The 22,831-nt window shown below is 56.2% G+C and carries 17 protein-coding genes; 11 read left to right on the forward strand and 6 right to left on the reverse strand.

The features are described 5' to 3' along the window. Positions 1-254: 254 nt before the first annotated feature. Positions 255-1,139, forward strand: coding sequence for a DNA cytosine methyltransferase (locus tag QUH67_RS03815; protein WP_300945312.1), 885 nt, complete (start codon positions 255-257; stop codon positions 1,137-1,139). Between the two features lie 419 nt (positions 1,140-1,558). On the opposite strand, the gene QUH67_RS03820 is transcribed toward QUH67_RS03815, so the two are convergent. Then, complete coding sequence (locus tag QUH67_RS03820) at positions 1,559-4,570, reverse strand: N-6 DNA methylase (RefSeq protein ID WP_300945313.1); 3,012 nt, start codon at positions 4,568-4,570, stop codon at positions 1,559-1,561. A 769-nt stretch (positions 4,571-5,339) separates the two neighbouring features. On the opposite strand from QUH67_RS03820, the gene QUH67_RS03825 reads away from it, so the two are divergent. Beyond that, entirely contained in the window at positions 5,340-7,706 is a 2,367-nt protein-coding gene (locus QUH67_RS03825; RefSeq protein WP_300945314.1) for a sbcc family protein, read from the forward strand. 167 nt (positions 7,707-7,873) lie between these two features. Here the strand turns inward: QUH67_RS03825 and QUH67_RS03830 are convergent, their stop codons facing one another. Beyond that, the gene (locus QUH67_RS03830) at positions 7,874-8,698 is read right to left on the reverse strand and encodes an HNH endonuclease signature motif containing protein (protein ID WP_300945315.1); all 825 of its coding nucleotides are present in this window, start codon (positions 8,696-8,698) and stop codon (positions 7,874-7,876) included. Between the two features lie 211 nt (positions 8,699-8,909). Here QUH67_RS03830 and QUH67_RS03835 point away from each other — a divergent pair, with 211 nt between their 5' ends. Then, positions 8,910-9,896: a hypothetical protein gene (locus QUH67_RS03835; RefSeq protein ID WP_300945316.1), complete on the forward strand. Its 987-nt coding sequence runs from the start codon at positions 8,910-8,912 to the stop codon at positions 9,894-9,896. Between the two features lie 114 nt (positions 9,897-10,010). On the opposite strand, the gene QUH67_RS03840 is transcribed toward QUH67_RS03835, so the two are convergent. Further along, positions 10,011-10,961, reverse strand: a complete 951-nt coding sequence (locus QUH67_RS03840) for a hypothetical protein (protein ID WP_300945317.1) — start codon at positions 10,959-10,961, stop codon at positions 10,011-10,013. A gap of 625 nt (positions 10,962-11,586) precedes the next feature. Here QUH67_RS03840 and QUH67_RS03845 point away from each other — a divergent pair. The 5 genes from QUH67_RS03845 to QUH67_RS03865 all read left to right on the forward strand — a co-directional run bounded on the left by QUH67_RS03845 (position 11,587) and on the right by QUH67_RS03865 (position 14,203). Further along, positions 11,587-11,760 (forward strand): ribbon-helix-helix domain-containing protein, encoded by a 174-nt coding sequence (locus QUH67_RS03845; protein ID WP_300945318.1) that lies wholly within the window; start codon positions 11,587-11,589, stop codon positions 11,758-11,760. Between the two features lie 81 nt (positions 11,761-11,841). After that, a complete protein-coding gene (locus QUH67_RS03850) occupies positions 11,842-12,783 on the forward strand; it encodes a hypothetical protein (RefSeq protein ID WP_300945319.1) in 942 nt (313 codons plus the stop codon). 578 nt (positions 12,784-13,361) lie between these two features. After that, complete coding sequence (locus QUH67_RS03855; RefSeq protein WP_300945320.1) at positions 13,362-13,547, forward strand: hypothetical protein; 186 nt, start codon at positions 13,362-13,364, stop codon at positions 13,545-13,547. Beyond that, on the forward strand, positions 13,548-13,919 hold the full coding sequence (locus tag QUH67_RS03860) for a hypothetical protein (RefSeq protein WP_300945321.1): 372 nt from the start codon (positions 13,548-13,550) through the stop codon (positions 13,917-13,919). It begins immediately after the preceding gene. Next, positions 13,916-14,203 (forward strand): hypothetical protein, encoded by a 288-nt coding sequence (locus QUH67_RS03865; protein ID WP_300945322.1) that lies wholly within the window; start codon positions 13,916-13,918, stop codon positions 14,201-14,203. The genes QUH67_RS03860 and QUH67_RS03865 overlap by 4 nt, the downstream gene beginning before the upstream one ends. A 354-nt stretch (positions 14,204-14,557) precedes the next feature. Here QUH67_RS03865 and QUH67_RS03870 read toward each other — a convergent pair whose 3' ends face one another. Together QUH67_RS03870 and QUH67_RS03875 are read right to left on the reverse strand one after the other, a co-directional pair. Then, entirely contained in the window at positions 14,558-14,818 is a 261-nt protein-coding gene (locus QUH67_RS03870; RefSeq protein ID WP_300945323.1) for a hypothetical protein, read from the reverse strand. Positions 14,819-14,902: 84 nt separating this feature from the next. Then, positions 14,903-15,583: a recombinase family protein gene (locus tag QUH67_RS03875; RefSeq protein WP_300945324.1), complete on the reverse strand. Its 681-nt coding sequence runs from the start codon at positions 15,581-15,583 to the stop codon at positions 14,903-14,905. A 764-nt stretch (positions 15,584-16,347) separates the two neighbouring features. Here QUH67_RS03875 and QUH67_RS03880 point away from each other — a divergent pair. The 3 genes from QUH67_RS03880 to QUH67_RS03890 all read left to right on the forward strand — a co-directional run bounded on the left by QUH67_RS03880 (position 16,348) and on the right by QUH67_RS03890 (position 21,099). Beyond that, a complete protein-coding gene (locus QUH67_RS03880; protein WP_300945325.1) occupies positions 16,348-19,539 on the forward strand; it encodes a phage tail tape measure protein in 3,192 nt (1,063 codons plus the stop codon). A 136-nt stretch (positions 19,540-19,675) separates the two neighbouring features. Beyond that, complete coding sequence (locus tag QUH67_RS03885) at positions 19,676-20,062, forward strand: excisionase (protein WP_300945326.1); 387 nt, start codon at positions 19,676-19,678, stop codon at positions 20,060-20,062. A 74-nt stretch (positions 20,063-20,136) separates the two neighbouring features. After that, on the forward strand, positions 20,137-21,099 hold the full coding sequence (locus QUH67_RS03890; RefSeq protein ID WP_300945327.1) for a site-specific integrase: 963 nt from the start codon (positions 20,137-20,139) through the stop codon (positions 21,097-21,099). A gap of 69 nt (positions 21,100-21,168) precedes the next feature. Here QUH67_RS03890 and QUH67_RS03895 read toward each other — a convergent pair whose 3' ends face one another. Beyond that, entirely contained in the window at positions 21,169-22,764 is a 1,596-nt protein-coding gene (locus tag QUH67_RS03895) for a tyrosine-type recombinase/integrase (RefSeq protein WP_300945328.1), read from the reverse strand. Positions 22,765-22,831 lie beyond the last annotated feature (67 nt).

Consider the following 22,831-nt stretch of genomic DNA (forward strand, 5'->3'; position numbering starts at 1 on the left):
CAATCAATGCGGATCGGTCGTCCGCCTTCGACAACACCTCCCAGTCACGCGCTCCGGGTTGACTGACCGGGAAGACATCACGCTTCCCAGAAACTTTTCTGCGGAGGAGCTCGAAGAGCGGTGGGCCGGCCGGAGGCTGGGGCAGGGTATGGAAACGTCAGATACACTCGACGGGCGGGAGCCGCGCGCGCCTATCGGGCGTCTTGCTAAGTCGGCATCGACGATGGCCGCCTTTGGCGGAAGGGCCGTCTGAAGTGCCGAGCTATCTCGAGTTCTTCGCCGGCGGGGGGATGGTGCGCGCAGGCCTGGGCGGTCGGTGGAAGTGCCAGTTCGCGAACGATTTCGACCCGCTTAAGGTCAAGGTCTACGCTGACAATTGGGGCGACGCGGAAATCGTCGAGGACGATATCCACAAGCTGGAGCCCGAAGATCTTGGTCGTCGCGTCGATCTCGCTTGGGCCTCGTTCCCTTGCCAAGACCTGTCAACGGCCGGAAATGGCCTTGGCATCGGCCAGGCGGCCGGCGCTAACCGCACCAGGTCCGGAACGTTCTGGGCGTTCATCGACCTGATGAAGGGGCTCAAGGCAAACGGGCGGCTGCCCCGCATCGTAGTCTTGGAGAACGTCGTCGGCCTCCTGACAATCAACGGCGGCGAGGAGTTCAAAACGGTCATTTCGTCGCTCGACAGGCTCGGCATGCGGGCCGGCGCGGTCGTCGTCGATGCTCGGCATTTCGTTCCACAGTCACGCCCCCGCGTCTTCATCATCGCCGTCTCCAAGACGTCGACGCTGGCTCAAGAGCTCGTTCGCGAACAGCCGCATCCGAGTTGGCATCCGGACACGCTGGTCAAGGCTGTCGGCAGGCTATTGCCGCAATGCCGCGAGCAGTGGATCTGGTTCAATCTCGGCCCCGCGCCCGAACTCAAAAAGACACTCAATAAGATCGTCAAAGGCAAACCGATCGGCGTCGAGTGGCACACGCCCGCAGAGACCAAGCGCCTGGTCAGCATGATGTCCGATGCGCACAAACAGAAGCTTGCTGAGGCTAAAGGGTCCGGCAAGCGGATGGTCGGTACGCTCTCGCTGCGCATGCGGCCTTCGCGCGGAAAGACCGTGCAGCGCTGCTATGGGTTGGAATAGGTGCTGGAAAGCGTGTGACATATGCGTCCGGCGTAAAGTCACCGTCCGCGTTCCTCGCGAGCTTTTTCGCGGCTTCTCTTGCGATAATACCAGTTCTCCGAACCGTTCCTCTTGATCAGCGACACGACATTCAAGACCATATGTGCAACAGCTCCGTGTAACAGGAGCGGCGCGAAAACCACAACCAGGCCAGTATGTTGCTGATCTTTCAGGGAAAAAGCTGGTGCTGCCAGACAGAATTGAACTGGGGCGTCAGTCCTGCTCAGCATTGATTTTATTGGCGTTTTCGATCCGGCGATGTTGTTTTGTGTGGCACTCTTGCGTTGCAAAAGTGCCCACGGACTGTAGCTCAATCAAAGTCGAATTGCACTTGCGCAATTCGCTCCTCGCCTTCCTCTCAGGCGCTTCTGTCAATTTTCTCAAGACAAGAGCTCGAACACGATTTTATTTATCTGCTGCATAGCTGAGCTTTGATCCAAAGCTTCCCGAAGTCGCCGCCTGCTCGCCGCAAAATGCAATTTGGGATCGATGGTTACCTTTTCCGCGACCGACTGAGCTTCACGCCCAAGTTTTGCAAGGGCAACATGTGCAGCGTCGTCGCTGTTAAACTCCGGAACGGGGAGTTGCCAAATGTGTTTCTCGATATCTCTCTCGTCCTTGCCATAGGACATGAACGGTCGAGCCAGTTCTGTTGTCACGGGAGCATTCAGTATTGCGCAAAGATAATCGGCTTCATCTTCTGTGCTTGTTGCTGCCCAGTAGAGCCCATTTTCAATTACAGCCCTTCGATCGCGGATTTTGGCCGCGACTACGTGCATCCCTGACTTATTGTACGCTACGCGAATGTTGGCGATTGGAAGCTGCTTGGAGAGCTTTGACATATAGTCGAGCTGGCCCCCCAAATTGAGGCGGTCGTTTGAGCGGTGTTTCTCCCAAGATTGGGACGACTGGCGCCACCAAGCTGCTAGGCCCGGATACATCTCAAGATCGTTCTCATTTCCACCCAGAAGCTTACTGCCCTCCAAGGGAATTACCGCTTTTGCTGGCGCGGTTGTCCGGAATGGAAGCAAGCACTCGCTCAATATCACTGGCCGAACAAATTCGGTCTCAACAACACCGGAGAGCGCTTCCACCTTTTTCCAGGGAGACTTCTCATTCGGACTACGAGCGGATTCGATCCGCATTCTACCGGCCGGCACCCCAAGCGGGCTCTGATCCTGTTCTTTGACGAAGAAAAGAACGCGCGGAAATATGGTCGCCCCATTGTAAAATCGATCTCGATAAGGCGAGAACGACGTCGACGAAACCCGCGAAATCTTCCCGTCAGTTGTAGTAAGTGTAGGGCTAACCTCTTGCCACGACGAGCCAGTCTTTGGAACTCGACCTGACCAATTGACCACTGCATTCCCCATCGGGACGGCCGTCGAACTACGGCGGCCAAATACAACGGAGGAGCCGCGTGGAAAAATATGAGGGCGAATGCGACGAAGGTCCCATGGCGTCGTGAACTCGAGCCGTAGTTGCTCGCTCTTCTCATCGTAGTCGCCGGTTCGGAAGCCAGAATAGTGTGCACGGTCGACGACCGCGTTTGGCATGACAAAGCCGAACGTGCCCTCCTCCTTCAGGTAGAGCTGAATAGACCTCGCCACGAACAGGGCCGATAAGTCTTGTTGAGTAGCCACTTCTGCCCCTTCCCAAAGACCTCGCGCCTGACTCATTTCGCGGAACGTGTCCTGCATATCAGGAGTCATGTGTCGGTAAGCCAACCAAGGCGGATTACCGATGAGCGCGTCTACGCGATTGGGCTCGCGTGCGAGCCACATGGGGCGCGCTAGATTTCGGATATAATAAGCCCAGATGTGATCGCGGTCTTCGTCGTGCAATCGACACATCGTGGCGAAAGTGGCTTCCACCGTCGAGTGGTAAGCGGTTGGGATACCTAGACGTTGAAACGTGGGTGACAACGCTGGTGCTTTGGTTCCCTTTTTTCTATTTGAGGCTTTAGTCGACAGGTCACTCACGAGCTGATCGAAAAGCGCCGCATTCTCTAGCAGGGCGTCCGGAAAGCGCAGCTCCGACGAAAACAGCTCACGATTATCGTCCGTACGGATGACCAAATTTCCCGCAGTCCACAGGTCAACCTGCTGCCTCCATTGTATGGAATCGCCAAGGTAGACCGGTATTTGAATGGTACCGCGTTGTGTATTGGTCAGGCGGGCCTTTCCTATCGCAAGCAAATAGGTAACCCGAGCTAGAGTTACCGCAACTGGGTGAAGGTCCATGCCGATCACGTTCTTTGTAACGCCGTTAAGCGTTTCGGCAAGATCGACGCCGTTTTCTTCTGAATGAGCGATGTACTTTCGGACGGCGTGAAAGAGGAACGTTCCTGATCCGCATGCAGGGTCGAGGACGCGCATATCCAGCGGCAAAGTCAGAACCTCGTCTACAATACGAGCGGCGAGCCAATCCGGTGTGTAATACTCTCCAAGCTTCTTGCGTGTTTCGGTCCCGATCACAGACTCGTAAAGCACCTTAAGGACATCCTGGTCGACCGAACTCCAGTCGAACCTTCCCAGGCGCCGAGAAAGGGTTCTAACAAAACTTGGACCGTCATCGACCTCAAGAACCCAGCTGAAAAAGTCAGATTCTACGACGCCATAAATGCCGCTTTCATCAAACTTTGTCCCAGTCAGTAATGAGTTTGGATTGATGGCCTCTACGACGAAACCCAAAACAGCATGCGCAATAATCTCCGCAGAATTAACCAAGAGAGTGTGCTCGATAAATAACTCATCGTCGTCTCGGAATTGCGTACCCAGCGCGGACGTGAGGAGCCGAGACCAAAGTTCTTTCTTAAGCTTCACGGTCGGCGTGTGTCGATTCTTCTCATATAGGATCGCCAAGGTAGCTCGATCCAGCTGATGGGCGCTGCTGCCGGCACCTAGCCGGGCTCGGATCTCCGACGCCGTTGGCGAGACGCCCTTTGCCGTCGCTAGGACACCCTCAAGCCAAACTGTCAATCGTTCTACGTCAGCTCGGCCGTCCGACACGGCAATCGATGACACCTTCTGAAGAGTTCCCTCAACTAGGTTGTAGCAGTCCCATTCGGCGCCATCGGTAAGCACTCCCGCGTAGCGTCTACCAGTTTGCTTCGCTCTCGCAGCGACGTAGCCGGCAAGCTGAACTAGGGCCTCATCTCGAACGCGCCCTCGCCGAAGGTCTCTCTTGACCTCAATTACCGTTGAGCCGACTTCGACGTCGATGCGACGGCGATCACCCAATTGCGATTCAAGCAGGACGTTTTGCACGTCCCCCTCTTCTAATTGAAATGGGGCCTCCAGCAAGAACCCGCGGACGTCCGCCTGTACCTCCGCCTCCGTGCGCGGCGCTTCGCGGTTCGCCAGACGTTTTAGTAAATCGCTTAGGCTCATGAGTTAGAATTTGTCCAAAAAAATGAAGCCTCAAAGGAGGGATCTTTGTTGGCTTGCCGGAGGCGAAAGGGAGGCTGATCGCGCGGTCTCGATAGCCGTTGGTAACAGGTGCGGAGCACCGTTCGCCGTCTGCTTCGATCTTCAATCATGAGCAGTTTTGACAACAAATGTAAACGATTCATAGCCATCTACCGGCTTCCGACTTGCTCAGGTATCTATTCCGCGTTGGGCCATGATGTCGCTCGGTCCCGTTCCGCGAATAAGGAAAGCGCCGCCTCTAGGGTGGGCGGGCTCTATAGTGGCACATCAAGTCTTCTCGCCTTGGCGGCGTTGGGGTCCAAGCGTCCCCTCACCGTCTTAGAAACGTGCGTCGAATTGTGTTCGCGATCGATCTTTGTTGCGCCGAAGGCTTAAGCGCTAGAGGCCCCCGATCGACGTTCGAAGCTTCTGTTGCAGCCGCTGCGAATCCTTCATGCTCCGATTCGCCCACGCAATGCATCAGCGGTTATGTTGAGCGAGGCGGTGGGCCGCTATGAATGTTCTTCGCTTGCAGCTATTAGTATACTGATTCGATGTTCACCCGCGGTGCGATAATGCCCAAAGCTCCTGAGCACAAGCCGGCATCTGACCGAAGCATAGAGTCGTTTTTAGCACTCGTACGTGAAGATGAAAGTCTGCCAATTTCGCTTCGCAGCATAGTCGAGGATTGCAAGGGTAAGTCGGCGACAGAATTGCTAACTGCTATCAAACAGGCGATCGGAAAGAGCTTGTGAAGCTTGAAAAAATCCAAATCGGAAGGATGCGCGGTATTCCAAGCGATTGGCCCGCCGTCGAAGTTGGTCCGCGTGGTCTTATTGTGTATGGCCCGAATGGGGTCGGCAAAAGCTCGATAATTGATTCGATAGAGGCGACGATAAGAGGGACTTCGTCTCTATTCCCTAACGCACGCGCCGGCGTAAATTGGGAAGCGGCTTCCCTCCACGTAAAAGGGGGGGCTAGATCTTGTACAGTGTTTGGTTCTCACGATGGGAAAGACCAAGCGATAGCGTTCGGTTCAACACCTCCGGTGGAGCTGGCTGCGTGGATGAAAGCAGCGGGAGCAGCGAGCTTCGTGCTTCGCCGCTATATGCTGTTGCAGTTCATCGATACGGAACCGAAGGAGCGTTACGAGCAAATTGAGCCGTTTCTCAATCTGGATGACTTTGCGAACCTGGAGCGGGGGCTCAAGGTCGCAGTTCTAGACTTTGAAACACGCCTGACCGGCGTCACTGCCAAATCGCTAGGAACCGCGCAGACAATCCGCCAAATCTTTGGGTTCGCACGAGACAGAGCGATCGACCGAGATTCGCTTCTTGCGCATCTGAGACAGAGGCTGGTCGGCACCGGACAGTCCCTTGCTGGCTCAGCTGCTACTGATCTGGCAAAGCTTTCCGATGAACTAGCTGCCGAACTCGGTGGAAGGAGCGTTAGTCAAAGAGCGGCTCAACTTGGTGCCGCAATGCATTTGGCCCAACAGTTAAGTTCGGTGTCGGTCCTTCGTGCTTCGTACGATCAAGTGCTCAGTGCGGCGGAGACTCTCAGCAAGGAACTTGAGTCGGCCATCCAAAAGACGCCTATCGACCTCCTAACAGCGGCGCGAGAGCATATTGCAACCAGCGAGGAGGATCGGTGTCCGGTTTGCGAACAGGCAATCGATCGCATAGCAATTCTTTCTCAACTCGATGATCGCATAGCCAAAAGCGAGTCGGTAAGGCTTGCGCGCAGAACGCTTGATCAGCGTCTTCGTGACCTCAGTGATGCGGCGTCCCAAGCGCTCAATTTTTACCAGACTTTCTTCTCTGCTTGGGGTCAGCTCGGACTCGCGGCATTGCCAGATTGCTACGCTGAGGCGGAAACGTTGCTCCGCAGGCTGTCCGCATTGATCATCAGTACGTTGGATACCGAGAAGGCAACGCTAAGCGGTGCATTTGAAAAAGCCGAGTGCGATCCATCAATTCAAATCGCCCTAGTCGATGAAGCTATCCTCGCGCTTGGGGGCGGCGATCGAGTTGCAAGCTTAACCCAAGCAGTTGGTTTTATTTCCTGCCTGCAACAAGATGTGCCCGCGTACGAAGCGACCCTGGCAGATGTCATTCTTTTGACGAAGCAAAAGACCCTGGCGGAAAAGGTCCACGCTCACGCCGAAGCGGCGCGCAAGACAACGGTTCAGGAGATCGCCAATGATGTCGCAGAGCTTGCGAACAGGTTTTACGATCTAGTGCATCCAGGCGAGGGGATTGCAACGGCAAAATTGACCGTCCGATCGGCTACCTCAAGCTCAGTGCTTCTCAATTCCACATTCCATGGGCAAGAAGCGCCGCCGCTCAAATATTACAGTGAAAGTCATCTCGACACGTTGGGGCTCTGCTTCTTCCTTGCTATTCGAAAGCTGGAGCTGGCAACTTATCCGGATTTTCGACTGCTTCTTATCGACGATGTCTTGCACTCAGTGGATGCAGAACACCGGACTAGGTTGGCCAATCTGCTCCGAGATCACTTCAATGATCATCAAATCATTCTCGTGACCCACGACAAGAATTTCTATGATAGGCTTAGGGCAACATTCGGCGGAGGTTTCAAGTACCTCTCCATCTCCGCTTGGGATGTCGATAGCGGCCCTAGGCTCAGTGATCCTTCCACCGATTTGGACCGGGTGCTTGATCCATCAACAAGAGCGGGAAAATCGCATGAAGAAGTCGCAGCCGCGGCAGGTCGCTTCTTCGAATGGCTCTTGAAGCAACTTACAGAGCGGCTGCAGGTTGCGATTCAAGCTCGCTTCACTCACGAGCATGACATTGGTTCGATGTGGCCGGCCCTCGCGGCAAAGCTTGGAAAGCACAAGGTCTTTGTTGCGCTCCATCCAGGGCTGATAGCGACTCTCAATGAGAATGTCTGGGTACGCAACAAATTGGGGGCGCATGACAACAGTTTCTCGGCGAGCCCAGTCTCTCCTTCTGAAGTTGGCGAGCTTGCTGACGGCATTGCCGCGCTTTATTCAGCCACTATGTGCAATTCTTGCGGCACTCATATTCAGAGTGGGAGGGAGAAGCGGGATATTTGGCGCTGTGCCTGCTCGAAGCTTCAGTATGGTGCATGACTCATTGGTTGCTGTGGACCAGCTGTGGTTCGGTTTTCAGTGTTAAGCGGGCCGCAGATAAAGAACAGGGCGCTGCGGCACGAGTATCGTTCTCGGTCTGTAGGAGGCTGTGCGTCGAGGGCGATGGGGAATGGGGCGACTACTCGGGCAAGCAGTCCTTCAGAGTTTCATATATCTCTCGTATAATAGTAGGTTGGCCGCGCCAATCGTACAGCCCATTTCTGCGCGTTGAAGTCGTCTAGATAGGTCGTGCCTAGCGCCGTGACGAGACTAAGTATCGCTCCTCGTAGGTCGGCTATTGTGCCTTCCAGAGTTTCTACGGTGCCGGCTCGCGCTTGATTGCCACAGTCTTTTGATTCGATTAGTAGGCGATTCCACCAGTTCCGAAGCGCAACGAACTCGCTGTAATGGTTTCTTATCGGCTTCCCGCCGAAATGGTAGGGGTCAACCCACTGCGACAGCTGAACCAATATCTGCTCCAAGACTCCAACGATTAGTTGCCCCGCAGCCACCGCGACCCGGCTGTCTCCTTCTGCAATCAACATGGTTGCACCGTTGGCGTAGGCATCCCCGATGATGTCGGGTAACGTTTCGAGATAGAACCTCAAGACTTTTGCCGAAGGCCTATACCTGAACGAGGCGTCCTCTACTTCTCGCGATGTCCCAGGAGCGAGTTTTCCGGGGATGGCTGCAAGCCGTGCGATGACCATCCTGTCGACTTCGATGCGGCGTTCCTGAATCCGTCGTGTCCACTCTTCGCGATACCTGCTCACGTCTACCGCGCGCAACTTTCTACCGAAGCCGCCGCTGATTTGGGTTTCCTCATGATGCTGGAGACAAAGAACAGCTAGATTATCTGGATCGTGGTTTGAAGGATCTTCGTCAATATGGTGAAGCTGAACGGCCTTGCCGGGCTCATTGCAAACGCAACAGATGCGGTCGTGCTGGTAAAGCACCTCAGTCGTAACGTCATCTGGAATTCGTGTACGCACAAAGTCTCCTTGCCACCTGTGCGAGCATTGAAGTAGCCTATAAATCGCGGTCGTGCTTGTCCAGTTTTGACCGTGGAGCTTCATATCTTGCATCAACGGAAGGGACTTCGCGAAGGACGCTGGTCTCTCCAGGCGAGGTCGAGCGGCGACTTCCGCGATCGTCGGGCGATGACAGGTGCTCGATAGGCGAGAAGTAGCAGGATGAGCGAGAATGTTCGGACCACAACATCTTAAGTATTTGATCACTTATTTCGACGGAGTAGATAAGGCTCTCGCCAAAAAGTTGGCGCGTAAACATCCGCCGGATGAGCCCGCGTTGACGAACGAGCTTTGTGCTTTGCTCGACGCTGAAACGCAGCGTGCCGAGCCCACACTGGAGTATAGCTTAGACCAGCTCAATCGTGATCTCGCTGCGGTCGGTGACGGCCTCGATTTTGAGATTACGCTAGATACTCATCCTCACAACATGGCCATGGAGCGCTATGTATCGCAGTCCGATTTTGGTCTTGTGCTTGAATACGACAATCGCGTGCTGCCACAGGAGAATTGGTCGAAGGCCTATCTCGTTCAGGCAAAGAGGCTGTTTCGGAATCCGCAATCGGGCGAATACGATCACAAGTCGCGATTTCAGGCCTTGAACAGCGATCAAAGCGCCAGGCTCACTCGACTTGCCGAAATACTGGGGCGGAATGCTCTATATTATGCATTCTATTGTCCTTTGGCTTCGGCCTTGTCCGAGACTGCACGAACTCAAGTGCGTGCTTTGCACACTCGTAACCTCAGCCGTAAACTCTATGATGGTAGCACAGGACTTGCTTTGAGGGATGCGGTTGCTGTCAATGGTGGAATTGACGCTGGCATTTGGATGCATCAGCTTGCAAGTCCTCCGACCCTGCTGCCGCAACTGCACGTTGGCGCGTTTAATCAGGCATGGCCGCTCACTTGGTTTCTTGTTGACCGGTTCTCAGGTTACGATGACCTTTATGGTGACGACGAGAGCTACGACCAGGAGCGCGTAAGGCGAATAGTCGCGGGTGACATGGTGGCGATTCGAGAGCTTATCGAAGAACTCTCGAAAGCAGGCGAAGAGGACGTAGCTCCCTCGACCATTACTGTACTTCCGCGCCATACAATTTCGATCAAGGTGACGGTTGGAAAATCCCTGCCATCTGACTTGGCTGGCATTCAGGTTGATTGAAGGGGAACGTCGTACCAGCGTACGCTGTGCGTGAGGCTAGACGTTGCAGACGCTCCCCAGACCCGGGCAACCGAATCTGCTTATGTTTAGGGGCCGCGGGGGAATGGATTCGCGCTAAAGAAAGATGTTCAGGTCGTCGTGATCTTCAACCGGTTTTGGCCCTTGGATGTTTGCTTCGAATTCGCGAAGCACGCGAACCTTCTTATCGCTAGACCATTTGTCGTAGTGCGATGGGCTTAGTACAAAGTTCTCAATGCGTTGAATAATTAGCTTTGCCAATTCATACGTCAACCTGTCCTCGTCGCCATCAAAGATCTCGGGTAGATCGGCCTTTATCTTGGGCTCCTGACCGGACGGATATGAAAGTACAGCAAACGACTTATCATTATCCATCGGGACAACATTAAAGGTTGGGCCGATGAGTTCGCCATCCTCTGCGAAATCTGAGGATAGCAGTGCCGACGCCGCCACTACCGGCTCTTGACCATTCATGGTTATGAGGAGGTGCTGAAGGTCGGGTATCTTTCCCCTCGATAGCGGAGTGTCGAAATGCTTCTCGCGATAGTTCAGCGCTTGCAGCCCCTTTCGATCGTGGTTCAAAGCAATTATGGACGCCGCCGTGGCCACTTCGGCTGGGTTCTTGCCGCCAGCTTTACAAAGCTGCTCATGTATCGCCCATGCCTTCTCCGAGTTTAGCAGGTGAACGTGTAAATCCCGCATGACTGAGCGATATGCGAGCTGCTCTAGGTGCTCGCGTCTGCGGACGTTGAGAGGCTCAGTGTCAATGGTCTTGAACAGTTCAATGTCATGCTTTGAGCAGAGGCCTGTAAAGGTCGACGCATCGTTTCGACCGATTTTGACGAACGCAAGCTTCGGCTCGCCGTTAACCAGCCTGAAATCCGGCATGAGCACATGTCCATTATCCTGGATCAGCTCAATCACCTTCGCATTCTGAATTGAATGGGCGTCAACAGGCTTTTCTTCGCACGTTAAGTCGCCATACAAGCACTTCGCGTAGGTCCTTTTCTGGGCCGCAACAAAGGTCTGGATGGTTTCGTTCGACATGAATCGCCTCCGAACTGATCGAACAAGGTATCGCTTAGCGTTGGAATTTGTAAGCATTGCTCGCTTTGGGGGGGCCTCGTCTTGATGAGGCCAAAGGGGGCATTCTTAATTCTTGTGTAGGGGGCCGATTTAAGAACTGGGCTCGTGTGACGAAGTTGCGCTAATGAATGTCCTTCGTCAGAGCGTATCGTCGACTGGCTCGGCAGATGGTCAATGGGTGAGTGTTTGCAGAGACAACCTCATGGTCCGCCGATCTTGTAGGGCGGGCAAGCGTCATTGAAGGCCGCGTGCTTGGAAGGCTGGGCGGTTATTCGATTTACTCAACTTACTGGAAAGACGGGGTGCTCCAGTAATCGACCGAGCTTCGACGCTGCTCCATTATGCAGGCGATGGAAGCGATGACAGCCGAGATCGAGGGGAAGTAATAGTCCTCACTAACTATTTCGTTTCATCGCATGCGACCCGTTACCCATTAGGCGCTTCGCCTGACTCGATTTGACTCATGCGCCCCCTCTTGCTGCGCGATTCCAGCCGGCTGCAACAACCATGGTTGTTTGTCTACTGGTATGCGACGCGATACAAAGCATGAACGATAAGATCCAGCCAATGGGAGAACCATCCATAAATGAAGAACCAAGGCCACGCCTACACGCCGGTCATCGCTATCCGACTGCCTCAGAAAACGATTGATGCCCTCGACACCGCAAAGAACCGCCTCGGAGTCACCGGCCGGTCGAAAGTGATCCGCGCAGCGATTGCTCGGTACCTCGCAGATATCGATACCGGGCCAGCCGCCTAATCCCCATAGCAAAAGCCCCGGCGCGATCAACACCGGGGCTCTAGTAATTTCCTCAAAACAGCAAGTGAACAATACCACACGATGACCTCGAAAAGCAAGTCCAGGTACCAGCTCGATCTACTCGACGAGAAACGCGCCTTCGTCGTAATCGCACTGACTGACAAGTTGAAACAGCCCGCGTCCAAGCTTGCCGCTATGAACGCGCTGGCTCACTACAATTCCAAGGAAGGCTATTCATGGGCATCGGTCCCAACGGTGGCCGTTGAAAGCGGGTACTCAGCCACTTCAACCAAGACGATCAATGCAGGTCTCGAAGAGATCGAAAAAGTTGGCGCCTTCAAGATCAAGAGAACCAAAGGTGGCGCAAAGAACACGCATCGCATCTGCCCTGTCATGTCATGGTTCAAGGCTGAGTATGATCTGATCCGGAAGTCCGGCAAGATTGCGAACGACAATGATGACTTTGCCGACGTCAGAACCGGGGACGATAACCCGGGTCCACAACCTGGGTTAGACGACCCGGAGGAGGAAGAAACCCAGTTTCAGGACCAAGACAACCCGGGTTCAGAACCCGGGCAACCCGGGTCCACAACCCAGGCAACCCGGGCTCAGAACCCGACTAACCCTGGTTCAGAACCCGACGAAGAGAACAAACGAAACGAACAGAGAGAAACGAACAGAGAGAAACGAACCAACCAAAACGAACAGCACCAGCCCGCCTGCGGCGAGCGACCGGCTGGAGTGGACGACATGCCAGCCGACTGGACGGAGGACTGGCGCAACCGGTTCTGGGACGCTTCACCGGAACGTAAGAACGTTGCCGCCACGGAGAAGGCACTGATTGCCATCGCTAAGACCGGAGTGAAGTTCGAGTCGATCCTGATAGCAGCGCGACGACGATCGAAGGCAGAAGGCTTTGGCTACCGCCGTGACCCGGTGAAGTGGCTGGCCGATGAACCGTGGCGGGACAATGCCAAGGCACAGAAGCAGGTGCACCGCGCTGTGCAATCCTTCGCGATCTAGACCAGTAGCAACCTGACCAGCTGCCTTCAGCGCAGCCGGTCCCTTGCCCTATCACCAGTCGCGTCGCCTCAGCCCGCCCCTGGCCGCGACCAGGGGCGCCGCCTGTGCGTTGTTTCAGATAAGAGGCCGGGTTCACCGCGCCGACATGCAGAGCCTACGTGCGGCTACGTAGCGGCTTCGGGACGCGTTGCCTGTTAATCACACGGGCATGATCGCCGTTACGGCATGACGCGCGTGCCCGTATACGAAAGCACGTAATATCATAGCGTGCTAATTCCTGCTTCGGCGGAATCGACGTAAGGGGGAAAGCGATCGAAATCGAGCGGTGCGGATGTGTTGTCCGCTCGCCAGATGCCTCCCCCATAAAGAAGGAATTTGAATTACGCTGTGTCACTCGCTTACAACCATGGTTGTTTGACGCTGGGCCGATATCGTGCTATGTATTCAGGCACAATCACACAAGATATGAGATGACCACAAGGCTGCCCTCTCGGTCGCCCTTGGTATGTCTGCATGTGAACCCCAAGCTCGCTTCGCTCTCACCCAGAGCAGGCGGGCTTTTCTTTTGGAGAACGAAAATGACACCCAAATTTGATGCCGCCGCGCTCGTCGCATCACCAATGCGGAACATCAGTGTTCTATTGCCGGAGGCGCTTCTCAGCGAAATCGACAAGGCCGCCGTCCGCGACGACCCGTCCGCGCCCAACAGATCATCTTGGATGCGCCGTGCCTTGATCGGCCAACTCAAGCGCGAGGCCGCGTAAATGACCGATCTTGAAGATAGGTTCGTCGCGGAATGTCGCCGTCAGGGCTTCCAGCCCGATCAGAACGCCATGCAAAAGGCGGCAATTGCCCTGGCCGGTTCGAAACAGACACCAGAGGGGTTGATCCACCTCTGCAATGTTGGCGTTATCAGTCCGGCGGACTTCGCCAGATCACTGCGAAACGGAATGCCGGAAGCCTTCGCGGCACTCGCTGACGACAAGCCGGCCAAGTCCACCGGCCATCACTCCGGTCTTACCAAGCAATACACAGATGAGATTGCCGCCAACCGCAACAAATCCCGTCTAGACGCATCGAAATTCACTGGCATGACACGCCGGTTTATCGAAGAAAACCAAGGGAAACACCAATGAGACGACCCGGACTAAAGAACCGCGCTCTTGCAGCCCAAATCCGGCGCGAAGCGTATGAAGTGCCGCCAGACGTCAGAGCTGCTCGCAGTGCCGCTCGGGCTCAGTTCGATCTCGGGCGGCTCAAGGTTGCCGCTGACGAGCGAGTTGAGGCAGCGCGGGCCAAGCTTGAATCGATCGATCTGTTCTCGCTCAGGCAGGAACTTGAGGACGCGATTGCGGCGCAATCCGAAATCGATGGTAAGCTGGCCGATCTGCAGGGCGAGAACGTCCTAATGGCCGGCTGAGAGCAGGTAGATGAACGGCGGTAGCGGCTTCACTCCCGGGGGCCGCCGTTCTTCCCGGAGGAGCGAATAGACGATGTTGAGACTCGCGGTACTGCTCGGATCGGTGGCTCTCGTCACCGCTCCTCCGGCCCTTGCTGACAGCCCATATGCAAAACCGACCCGTGACGGCCGGGAGCGCATTCAGCGCACGGGAACGTGTCCGACTGGATATATCGGCAAAGGTGATAAGTGCGAGGCGTTGCACGCTGACACGCCACGGGCCTTTCCGGTGGTCTCCGGTGAAGCCTGTCCGTCCGGGACCTTCCGGAGCGGCGATTACTGCAAGAGTTTTCGATGAGGGGCTACCGAGAGGCGTCAATGCCGGCGGCGTTCCACTGACGCGCCGACGGCTTCCATTTGATCGAGGAGCCGCAGATAGTTCCGGAGCTTCTCCATAGAGCTTTCTAGTAGCTCCTCGCGGTCCGAGGACTCGATCAGAAACAAGACGTGAGCAAGGGTGCCAACGACCTTCAAGAGGGCTGCGTCGGCATCGTCATCAACCGATTTGATAATCTCGTCAGCCATGGCAAGCGTGGCTTCGACGTGATCTGCCATTTCTTGTTTTTCGCGGGCCATTGGCGCACCCCTAGTTTGGTTCCCCCACAGACCATGGTTTAATGGCGGCTTCGAGACAGAATCCGTAGCGGACAAGCGTAGTGTTCACGCTGCGCTGGACCGGTCCAATACATTCTTGACCGTCATTGCGTGCCAGCGACCGCCGCGTGCTGTCCGGACACCACGGGCATTGAGCGCGTCGGCAATTTCACGGAGTGTAGTAGCACCCGCTTTCCGGGCATCGTTGATGATGGGAACGATGTTCGCCGCGTGCCGGTCCGCGCTGGCGGTTACAACCACCTTGCTGGCCTCGCGAGCCTCTTTGAGTTTCGGGCCGCCCAACACCACGCCTTGCGCTTTCTTGGCTGCCAAAGCCGCCTTGGTGCGCCCAGCGATCAGCGCCCGCTCTTTCTCACCGAGCGCGGCGTAAATGTGCAGCATAAAGGGATCAACGTCCGGACCTAGCTCGGTAACGATGAATGGCACCTTATGAGCCATCAGGCCGCTGATGAAATGGACGTCGCGGCTCAGCCGGTCCAGCTTAGCGACAACTACTGAGCCCTTGCGCTTGCGTGCGTCGGCGAGGGCTGCAGTCAACTTAGGCCGGCGGTCCAAAGCATCGGCGCCCTTGCCCGTCTCGACTTCCTCGTACCACTCGACAACCTCGTAGCCCTCGTTGGCTGCAAAGCGTTCGATGTTCTCGCGCTGCGCTTTGAGACCGAGCCCCGACTTGCCCTGCCGTCCAGTCGAGACACGGAGGTAACCAACGAGGGGCAGTTTCGGCATGGCAACGATCCTTACTGGCTGTCTGTAAAAGATACATACCAGCGTTTAGAATTTATACAAGCGAGAACTTAGCTAGACTTTCGACCAATCCCGTCATCCGCCGCTGGCCATGCGCCCCGCTGACCAGGAGTGAGTCCTGCCGTCTCCCGGTTCGCTTCCAACGTTCCGCGACCGTCCCCCCGTTGGGTTTTCCATCTTCGATCACGCAGCACGTTGCGTTCTCTCGTGGTCACGCGAGGTCAGCAAGCGAAGAGGTTTCCCAGCACTCAATCGAGGGCGCGGGGCTCAGATTTTTTATTCGGTATGGCCCGCGTCGGGCCGCGAACCCGGGACTTCCCAACTCATCACGACCTTTTATCGATTTACGGAGACCACCCTGATGCCTCGCGGCAAAGAACCTGAGAACCATACCGGCCAACAGTACGGAGATTGGATGCCGCTCTTCCGCTGCGAGCCGCCGTTTCCATCCGTGCCGGGCCGCGCGGTGCCGTGGATGTGCAAGCACAAATGTGGCCACGTGCAAGCGCTGATCCCGTTGCGCTTCAAGTACTCGCGTGTCGCGCGATGCGAGCGCTGCAAAAGCAAGCCGCCGCACCTGATCTAGATGAGACCCTGCCGCCCTCGGAATCGGGCGTCACGGTTTCATTCCGAGAATCGGCGCGCAACCCAAAAGACGATTTAACACCGGCCCATTCCTGGCCATCCGCATCACACCGCGCGCCACCCTAAGCAGCGCTCCCATCATAACGAGGAACTACACTACAGTGTCCGACAACCTCTCTATCCACACCAGACTCACCGCGACCAATGAAGCAAGCCCGGCAATCCGAAAGCTGATCGCTGACTTGGAAAAACTGAAAGTTGTTGCCAAGACTTTCGGCGCATCATTCAGCAACGTCGGCAAGGCGGCTTTCCAATCGCTGGACGGCGTGACTCGCGCCAGCAAATCGGCCGCCGATCAGATGCGAGGCCTCAGCAATGTCGCAGAGCGCGCGGCGAAGTCCTACGCCAACGACTGGAACAAAGCCAACGCCAGTCGCATGAGTGATGCACGCTCTATGTACAGCAAGCTAATGAATGAGGAGCGGCAGTATCAGGCGCTGGTTGCCAAGCGTTCAGCCGGTCCATCATCCCCGCATGGTAACGGCACCAGCGTTCGTAGGATTGCAGGCGGGACGTTCTTGGGCGTCGGCGCGGCATCGGCAACGCACCAACTCAGCCACTCCGTTGTCGCTGCAGAGCGAAGCATCAGCCGGGGAATCGCGTCGGCATTCCGTGAGAGGCTGAAAATCTCCCGAGCCGAAACTCAGAGTGAGATTTTCGGCGACCTTTCAGCCAGCGAAGTAAAAAAGCTGCGGAAGGATTCCCTCGACAGGCTCGGCATCAAGTTCGGGACCGGCGCGGAAGGAACGTTGGGCGTTGCCACCGAACTTAGCAAGGCCGGTCTAGGCAAAGAAGTCCTCGGCGATGCCACCGAACTTGCACTCAAGGCTAAGATGGCCCTGGATGTCAGTGCGGAAGACACCGCAAAACTGTTCGGCGGCCTCGCCAGCTTCATTCAGTTCGACAAGATGCGATACGGTTCGATCTCAAATGCCATCGCAGTCGCCAACAAAAGCTCGAAGGCGAGTGGCACCGAGATTATCGAGGGCATGAAGCGCGGCCTGTCCGCAATAGCGACTACCGGCGGAAAGCTTTCTCCCGAACAACTCGCCGGCCTTGTCGGTACTGCGATTGATGTTGGCATTCAGCCCGGCAAGAGCGGCAATTTCATCTCGCATTTCGTTGGCACCGTCGGATCATCGGACACACAGCGGGGTCAGAAGGCCAAGGACGCGCAAGAGGCCGCTCAGCATCTCGGTTTTGGCAGTCGCCAGAACATGGCGCAATCGATGCGGGATAATCCGCTGGAGACGATTTACAAGATTCTCGACGGCCTCGCGAAGTTGCCGGAGAAGATGAAAATCCGGGTTGCCAAAGACCTGGGCGGCGAGATGTGGTTTGATGAGATTCTGCAGATGGTTTTGGCCAAAGACAAATTGAAGTCGATGCAGAAGGATATCGCGGCCGACACCGGCTTTCTCGACAAGGCCGCGCTCAAGGCCATCCGGTCCATCTCCGGTGCACATGCCAGTGTCATTGCCGCAGCGAAGCTGGCGCAAGAGAAAGTTGGCGGCGGTTTCGACCGGGCATTCACCCAAATCTCTGATGCCATCCTGCGGCACGCCGACACCTTCAACTTCGATTCCGTGACCAGCCACGTCACTGCGTTCGTCGATGGATTGCGATCGGGATTTGGGTTTCGGGATTGGGGTCAGGCGATTGTCCGGCTGGTGGCTCAGTTCGATGCCGGGACGATCGCGACCTGGAGAGCATGGGGTCGCGGGTTCGCTTCCGGCCTCAAGTCCTGGGGCGAAAACCTCGCTTCCGCCTTCAACGTCATCAAGCGCCTGACCGGCACCGGTGACGATGCAGAGAGCACGGGCAAACTGGTCGCCAATCTCGCGGTGCTCGCAACCTCGTTGATCGTCGTCAATCCGCTGCTGCTGCTGCTGGCCGGAACGATGGCGTTGCTCTCAAGCCCTTTCGCGGCCTTCATCGCTGCGGTCATCGCGCTGAAAAAGGCACTCGATTGGGTTGCAGATAAAATGTTCGCCGCGTTTGTCTCCATCGTGGATGCGATCAAAGGCGTCGCACTATCGATGGTCAACAAGGTCCGCGGCTGGATGGGCTTAAACCGGATCGAAGGCTCCGGCCCTAGTCGCATGCCGGGGGAAAGCAATCAGGACTTCCAGAAGAGGATCGACGACTTTACGCTCGAACGCCTCAAACAGCCTACCAACTACAGCGGCGCTACCGACTTCTCCGGCCGGCGACGCAATGCTGACCTTTCCGAGAACTTCACCAAGTTCGCCGGCAAGATCGAGCGCGCTGCGTTCATGTCAGGTGGCCTCGGTGGCGGCATTCGATACGCCGCACTCGGTGGCGGATCAGGCAGAGGAATCAGCAGCAACGGTGGTAGTCGCAACATCGTCGGCGAAGTCCCCGGCATCATCACCAGCACACCGGGTACGGCTTTGCCGGGTCTCAATCGCTTGGGCGGCAACGGCATCATTCGACGGGACCGTATTCCGTCGTTCGATGGATCAGGCGGCAGTGCTGCATCTGGCGGAAGGTCCGGCGGCATCGTGGCTCCTAATGTCATAACCGGCGCAACACCGGGAGGTGGTGCAGCGTCGGGCCGATCATCGGCTGGCAAGTCATCATCCGCTGGGTCAGCCGGTACTGGCGATGCGGTTGGATGGGCCGAAAAGTACAAGGGCATGAATGAGTACAGCGACACCAAAATTTTGGCATCCGTTCTTGGTGGTGACGTTCGTGGCAAGTCGAACGCCTGGTGCGCTCGGTTCGTCAACAAAGCACTGGCGGAAGCTGGTGGCAAAGGCACCGGCAGCGCTGTAGCAAACTCGTTTCAGCGCTACGGCACTGCCGTTCGACCGGCTGACGTGAAGCGGAACGACGTTCTGTTGCAGACCCATGGTCGCGGCTACAACGTGCCCGGCGGCCACGTCGGAATGGCTACGGGAAAGACCCGCATGCGGAACGGCAAGATGGAAATCGAAATGATCGCCGGCAACGATGGCGACTCCGTTCGAACGCGATGGATCAGTGCGGACGATCCGGACTTGATGGTCCGTCGCAGTAACGTCGGTACCAACGTCTCGCAGGGCGTCACTAACGCGGTGCCACCTTCCGGTTTGGTCCAGAACGTCCCGCCGGCCGACGCTGTCTCTCGCGGCTTCACCGGACCGGGAATGATGCGTGGTGGATCAGGCGTTCAGATCCACATCAATGGCTCTTCGCACGATCCGGAAGCTCTGGCAACGCTCGTGCAGCGCCGCGTTGACGAGTCGATGAACTGGCGAACCCACGATACGGCGTCAGAATATACCTAATCACTGCGAAGCACGGCTCCCGCTTTTGCATCAATGCAAATTCGTACCGCGTTAATGCAAATTCGCATCGTGCTTCGACAGTGCTACAAGGACCACAGGCTGAGTTCGCAACGCGTTTGCCAAACGACAACCCACTATGAAGAAATTCAAATTTGCTTGTTTTGATGTCGAACAAGTCGGACCGGATACGCCCCTGCGATTGGAAGTCGCCGCGCGGCTGGCGTTCCCGGACGGCTCTATCAAAATCGCTGGCTTGCGCCGGGAGATCGCTCGTGGCCGGCTGGAATACGAAGTGATTGCGGGCAAGCAATTTACAACATTGGCCGACATCAAGCGGATGAGGGAAAGGTGTCGCGTAAAAGCAAAGGACCTCGCCTTTACAAGCGCTCAGCACAGTACAAGGACGGCGTTATCAGAAAGAATGCCGTTTGGGTCATCCGAGACGGTGACCGGCAAATCTCCACGGGAGTTGCTGCAAGCCCGACTGAATCTAAACCGCCAAGCAAGGCAGAAGAAGCCCTAGCCGAATACTTGATTAGGAAGCATCGGCCAGACCGCAGGCTTCGTCAGCTCGAAAACATAGCGTTAGCCGACGTATTGTCCGTCTATTTGGACGATCAGATCGACCCGGAGAAGTCTCCGCACGAGCACACCTCCAAGGAACTTCATCTTGAAGGGACTATCCGGCGCCTCAATGAATATTGGGGCGACAAGTGGCTGTCTGAAATTAATACCAGGGAGAGTAAGGGATACGTAAGGCATCGCATCGCAGCCGGGGGAGGCGAGGGCGGCGCTCGGCGGGATTTGCAGATCTTGCAAGCGGCTATCAATCATCATGGCTGCGAGAATTTGCACTACGGCCAGGTAAATGTTTGGCTTCCCGCGAAGGGAAATTCTCGTCAGCGGTGGCTGACTCGAACTGAGGCGGCAAAGATGATTTGGGCCGCCTATCGCTATCGCGAAATTCAGACGATTCATATCGGTCCAATGAAAGGTCAGAAGATTGTTACAGGTCGCCGGCCTCTTCGACACATCGCTCGGTTCATTTTGATCGGGTGTTACACCGGTACGCGGGCCAGTGCGATCGCGTCTGCGGCCAAGCGACAAGAATTTGGGAAGTCATGGGTGGACTTGGAACGTGGCCTCTTTTTTCGTAAGCCCATCGGCAAGAAGGAGACGAAGAAGCGTCAGCCGCCTGTACCACTCTCCAATCGGCTGCTGGCCCACATGCGCCGCTGGGACCGCCTAGATATCGCGAAGCATCATTTCGTCGAATACAACGGTCAATCCGTCCAGTCGGTCAAAACGGGTTTTGCCAATGTGGTTAAGCTCTCGGAGATCGACATCTCGCTCGAGAACGTTACACCCCATACCCTTCGCCACACCGCGGCAACTTGGCTTATGCAGGCGGGTACGAATCTTTGGGATGCGGCGGGGTACCTCGGCATGACCGTGGAGGTGCTAGAGCGGGTCTACGGCCACCATCATCCCGACTATCTGGCCGAGGCGAGAAAGAACATCACGAAGAAGAGGCCAGATGAAGTTGATCGAGATCGATAGCTGGTAAGCGATCGGAGATGATGACAATCTACACTTTCGTACGGACTACTCTCGGTGTGGCATCTTTCATTATCCGGCCGTTTCGAGTTGCGCTGCTTGGAGACTTTTTCCGGTATCGACCATTATCCGGGGGATGGCGGAAATCACTCGGGCCATCGCCGTTACGGTGACGTCGCCGTAGTCTTCACCGGAGGTTCGTGCCGCGTGGCCTTGGATGCAGTCGACGACCCTGTGGTCTAGTCCCAAGTTGCGGCTGATCGTTTTCAGCCGGTGTCGCCAAGCGTGATTGGGTTGGATCCGTTCGTCAGTGGCAACGGTTCGAACAAGATCAGTCACGCGCTTGTAGCTACCCTTCGCAAACAAGGGGCCATGGTCGGAGCCGTCAATGAAAGACAACAGGCCCAACTCGATCAAGTGTTGATGTACTGGTACCAACCGGTATGACCCCGATTTGATGCTGCCGGCCAGTGGGTTGAGATCAAAAATATAGTGTCCGGACTCATTCCGGATATCTTCTTTTCGAAGCTGCAACGCCTCGGCAATCCGGCATCCGGTATACGCGGCTATGAGCGGAGCCCATCGCTTGGCTGCGGCGGTCTTGGAATCCTCTTTCGGCTTTCGCACGTAGCCAAGGCAGGCCTTGAATATCGCCTTGGCTTCGTCATCGGTAAAGCCTTTCGAACGAGTCCGCTTTTTCTTCTCTGACTTTACCTTGACGGCATCGGCCGGATTTTTGGTCAGCTTCCGATTATCAACTGCCCAGCCGAAGACTGATCGTATTCCCGGTAGATCACCGTCCTTCAAGCTCTTGGCAGTGACCACCTTGAGCCGCGCGTCCTTGAACGCCAGCATGTCCGATTCGGTCACGCGGCGAGCATCGTCATGACCTAAATGCTTGACCAATCGGTCTACGGCGCCCCGGTAGGTTTCATAAGTTTTCTGCGAGCGGCCGGTGGCTCTGGCTTCCTGCCACCAGTGATCAAGTAGACCAGTGATGGTCAGCTTTGGTTTGACGGAGGTGACTGAGTCGATTGGCGGGAAACGTTGCGCCTTAGGATCGGGGCTGTAATCGCCTTCAGCGTTCCGGCGAAGTTGCCACGACGCATCCAGTGAGGCCACCCCCACTAATCTGAGGAAACGTTTCCGATCGTCAGGCGCTAGGTGGATGATGTGTCGGATGAGTACCCAATCCGCCAACAGCCCGAACCGTGCCTCTAGCCCATCGTGCTGACCGGCCGGCAATGCGTCGATCGACTGGGTTAAATTGCCCGTCTCGAACAGACCAGAGGCCGCGTCGTAATCATCAACCTTGAACGTGGCTGGTGGAGCGTCTTTGATCCGTCCTTCGAGAACGGCCCGTGTAAGCCCCTTGTGCCACGCCCATCTTCCCGGCTCGCCGGGATTATCTTCGTGGACATAGACATAGGCGTGATACACCTCGCCTGCCAAGGCGACCATGTCGCGATGGGACAGAGTAATTGGTGGACCTGCAGTCAGATCGAAAAGGCGCTGCAGGTGTTCAAGCGCGTTTGCGTGGCGAGCGGCAGCAATCGCTTCGTCGGTAGTCTCTAGACTGAAGGCGACATCGTTACCGATGGTCACGACCTTGATGCATGCGGAATCAGTATTGCGCGAGAGGTGCAGCAAGACTTGCTTGCCGCGCAATTGCGCAACCAACTTAGATGGGACGCGGCATCGGAATTGGGGGACGGAGGATCGGGCTCGCTTATCC

It is taken from the genome of Bradyrhizobium roseum (genome assembly GCF_030413175.1).
In the GTDB taxonomy this organism is placed as follows: domain Bacteria; phylum Pseudomonadota; class Alphaproteobacteria; order Rhizobiales; family Xanthobacteraceae; genus Bradyrhizobium; species Bradyrhizobium roseum.

What these genes read in the sequence shown, in the direction of transcription:
- QUH67_RS03840 (WP_300945317.1), bottom strand. Translation starts at nt 10,961, where the DNA reads ATGTCGAACGAAACCATCCAGACCTTTGTTGCGGCCCAGAAAAGGACC.
- QUH67_RS03875 (WP_300945324.1), bottom strand. Translation starts at nt 15,583, where the DNA reads ATGCCGAAACTGCCCCTCGTTGGTTACCTCCGTGTCTCGACTGGACGG.
- QUH67_RS03860 (WP_300945321.1), top strand. Translation starts at nt 13,548, where the DNA reads ATGACCGATCTTGAAGATAGGTTCGTCGCGGAATGTCGCCGTCAGGGC.
- QUH67_RS03885 (WP_300945326.1), top strand. Translation starts at nt 19,676, where the DNA reads ATGAAGAAATTCAAATTTGCTTGTTTTGATGTCGAACAAGTCGGACCG.
- QUH67_RS03835 (WP_300945316.1), top strand. Translation starts at nt 8,910, where the DNA reads ATGTTCGGACCACAACATCTTAAGTATTTGATCACTTATTTCGACGGA.
- QUH67_RS03845 (WP_300945318.1), top strand. Translation starts at nt 11,587, where the DNA reads ATGAAGAACCAAGGCCACGCCTACACGCCGGTCATCGCTATCCGACTG.
- QUH67_RS03850 (WP_300945319.1), top strand. Translation starts at nt 11,842, where the DNA reads ATGACCTCGAAAAGCAAGTCCAGGTACCAGCTCGATCTACTCGACGAG.
- QUH67_RS03820 (WP_300945313.1), bottom strand. Translation starts at nt 4,570, where the DNA reads ATGAGCCTAAGCGATTTACTAAAACGTCTGGCGAACCGCGAAGCGCCG.
- QUH67_RS03865 (WP_300945322.1), top strand. Translation starts at nt 13,916, where the DNA reads ATGAGACGACCCGGACTAAAGAACCGCGCTCTTGCAGCCCAAATCCGG.
- QUH67_RS03855 (WP_300945320.1), top strand. Translation starts at nt 13,362, where the DNA reads ATGACACCCAAATTTGATGCCGCCGCGCTCGTCGCATCACCAATGCGG.
- QUH67_RS03870 (WP_300945323.1), bottom strand. Translation starts at nt 14,818, where the DNA reads ATGGCCCGCGAAAAACAAGAAATGGCAGATCACGTCGAAGCCACGCTT.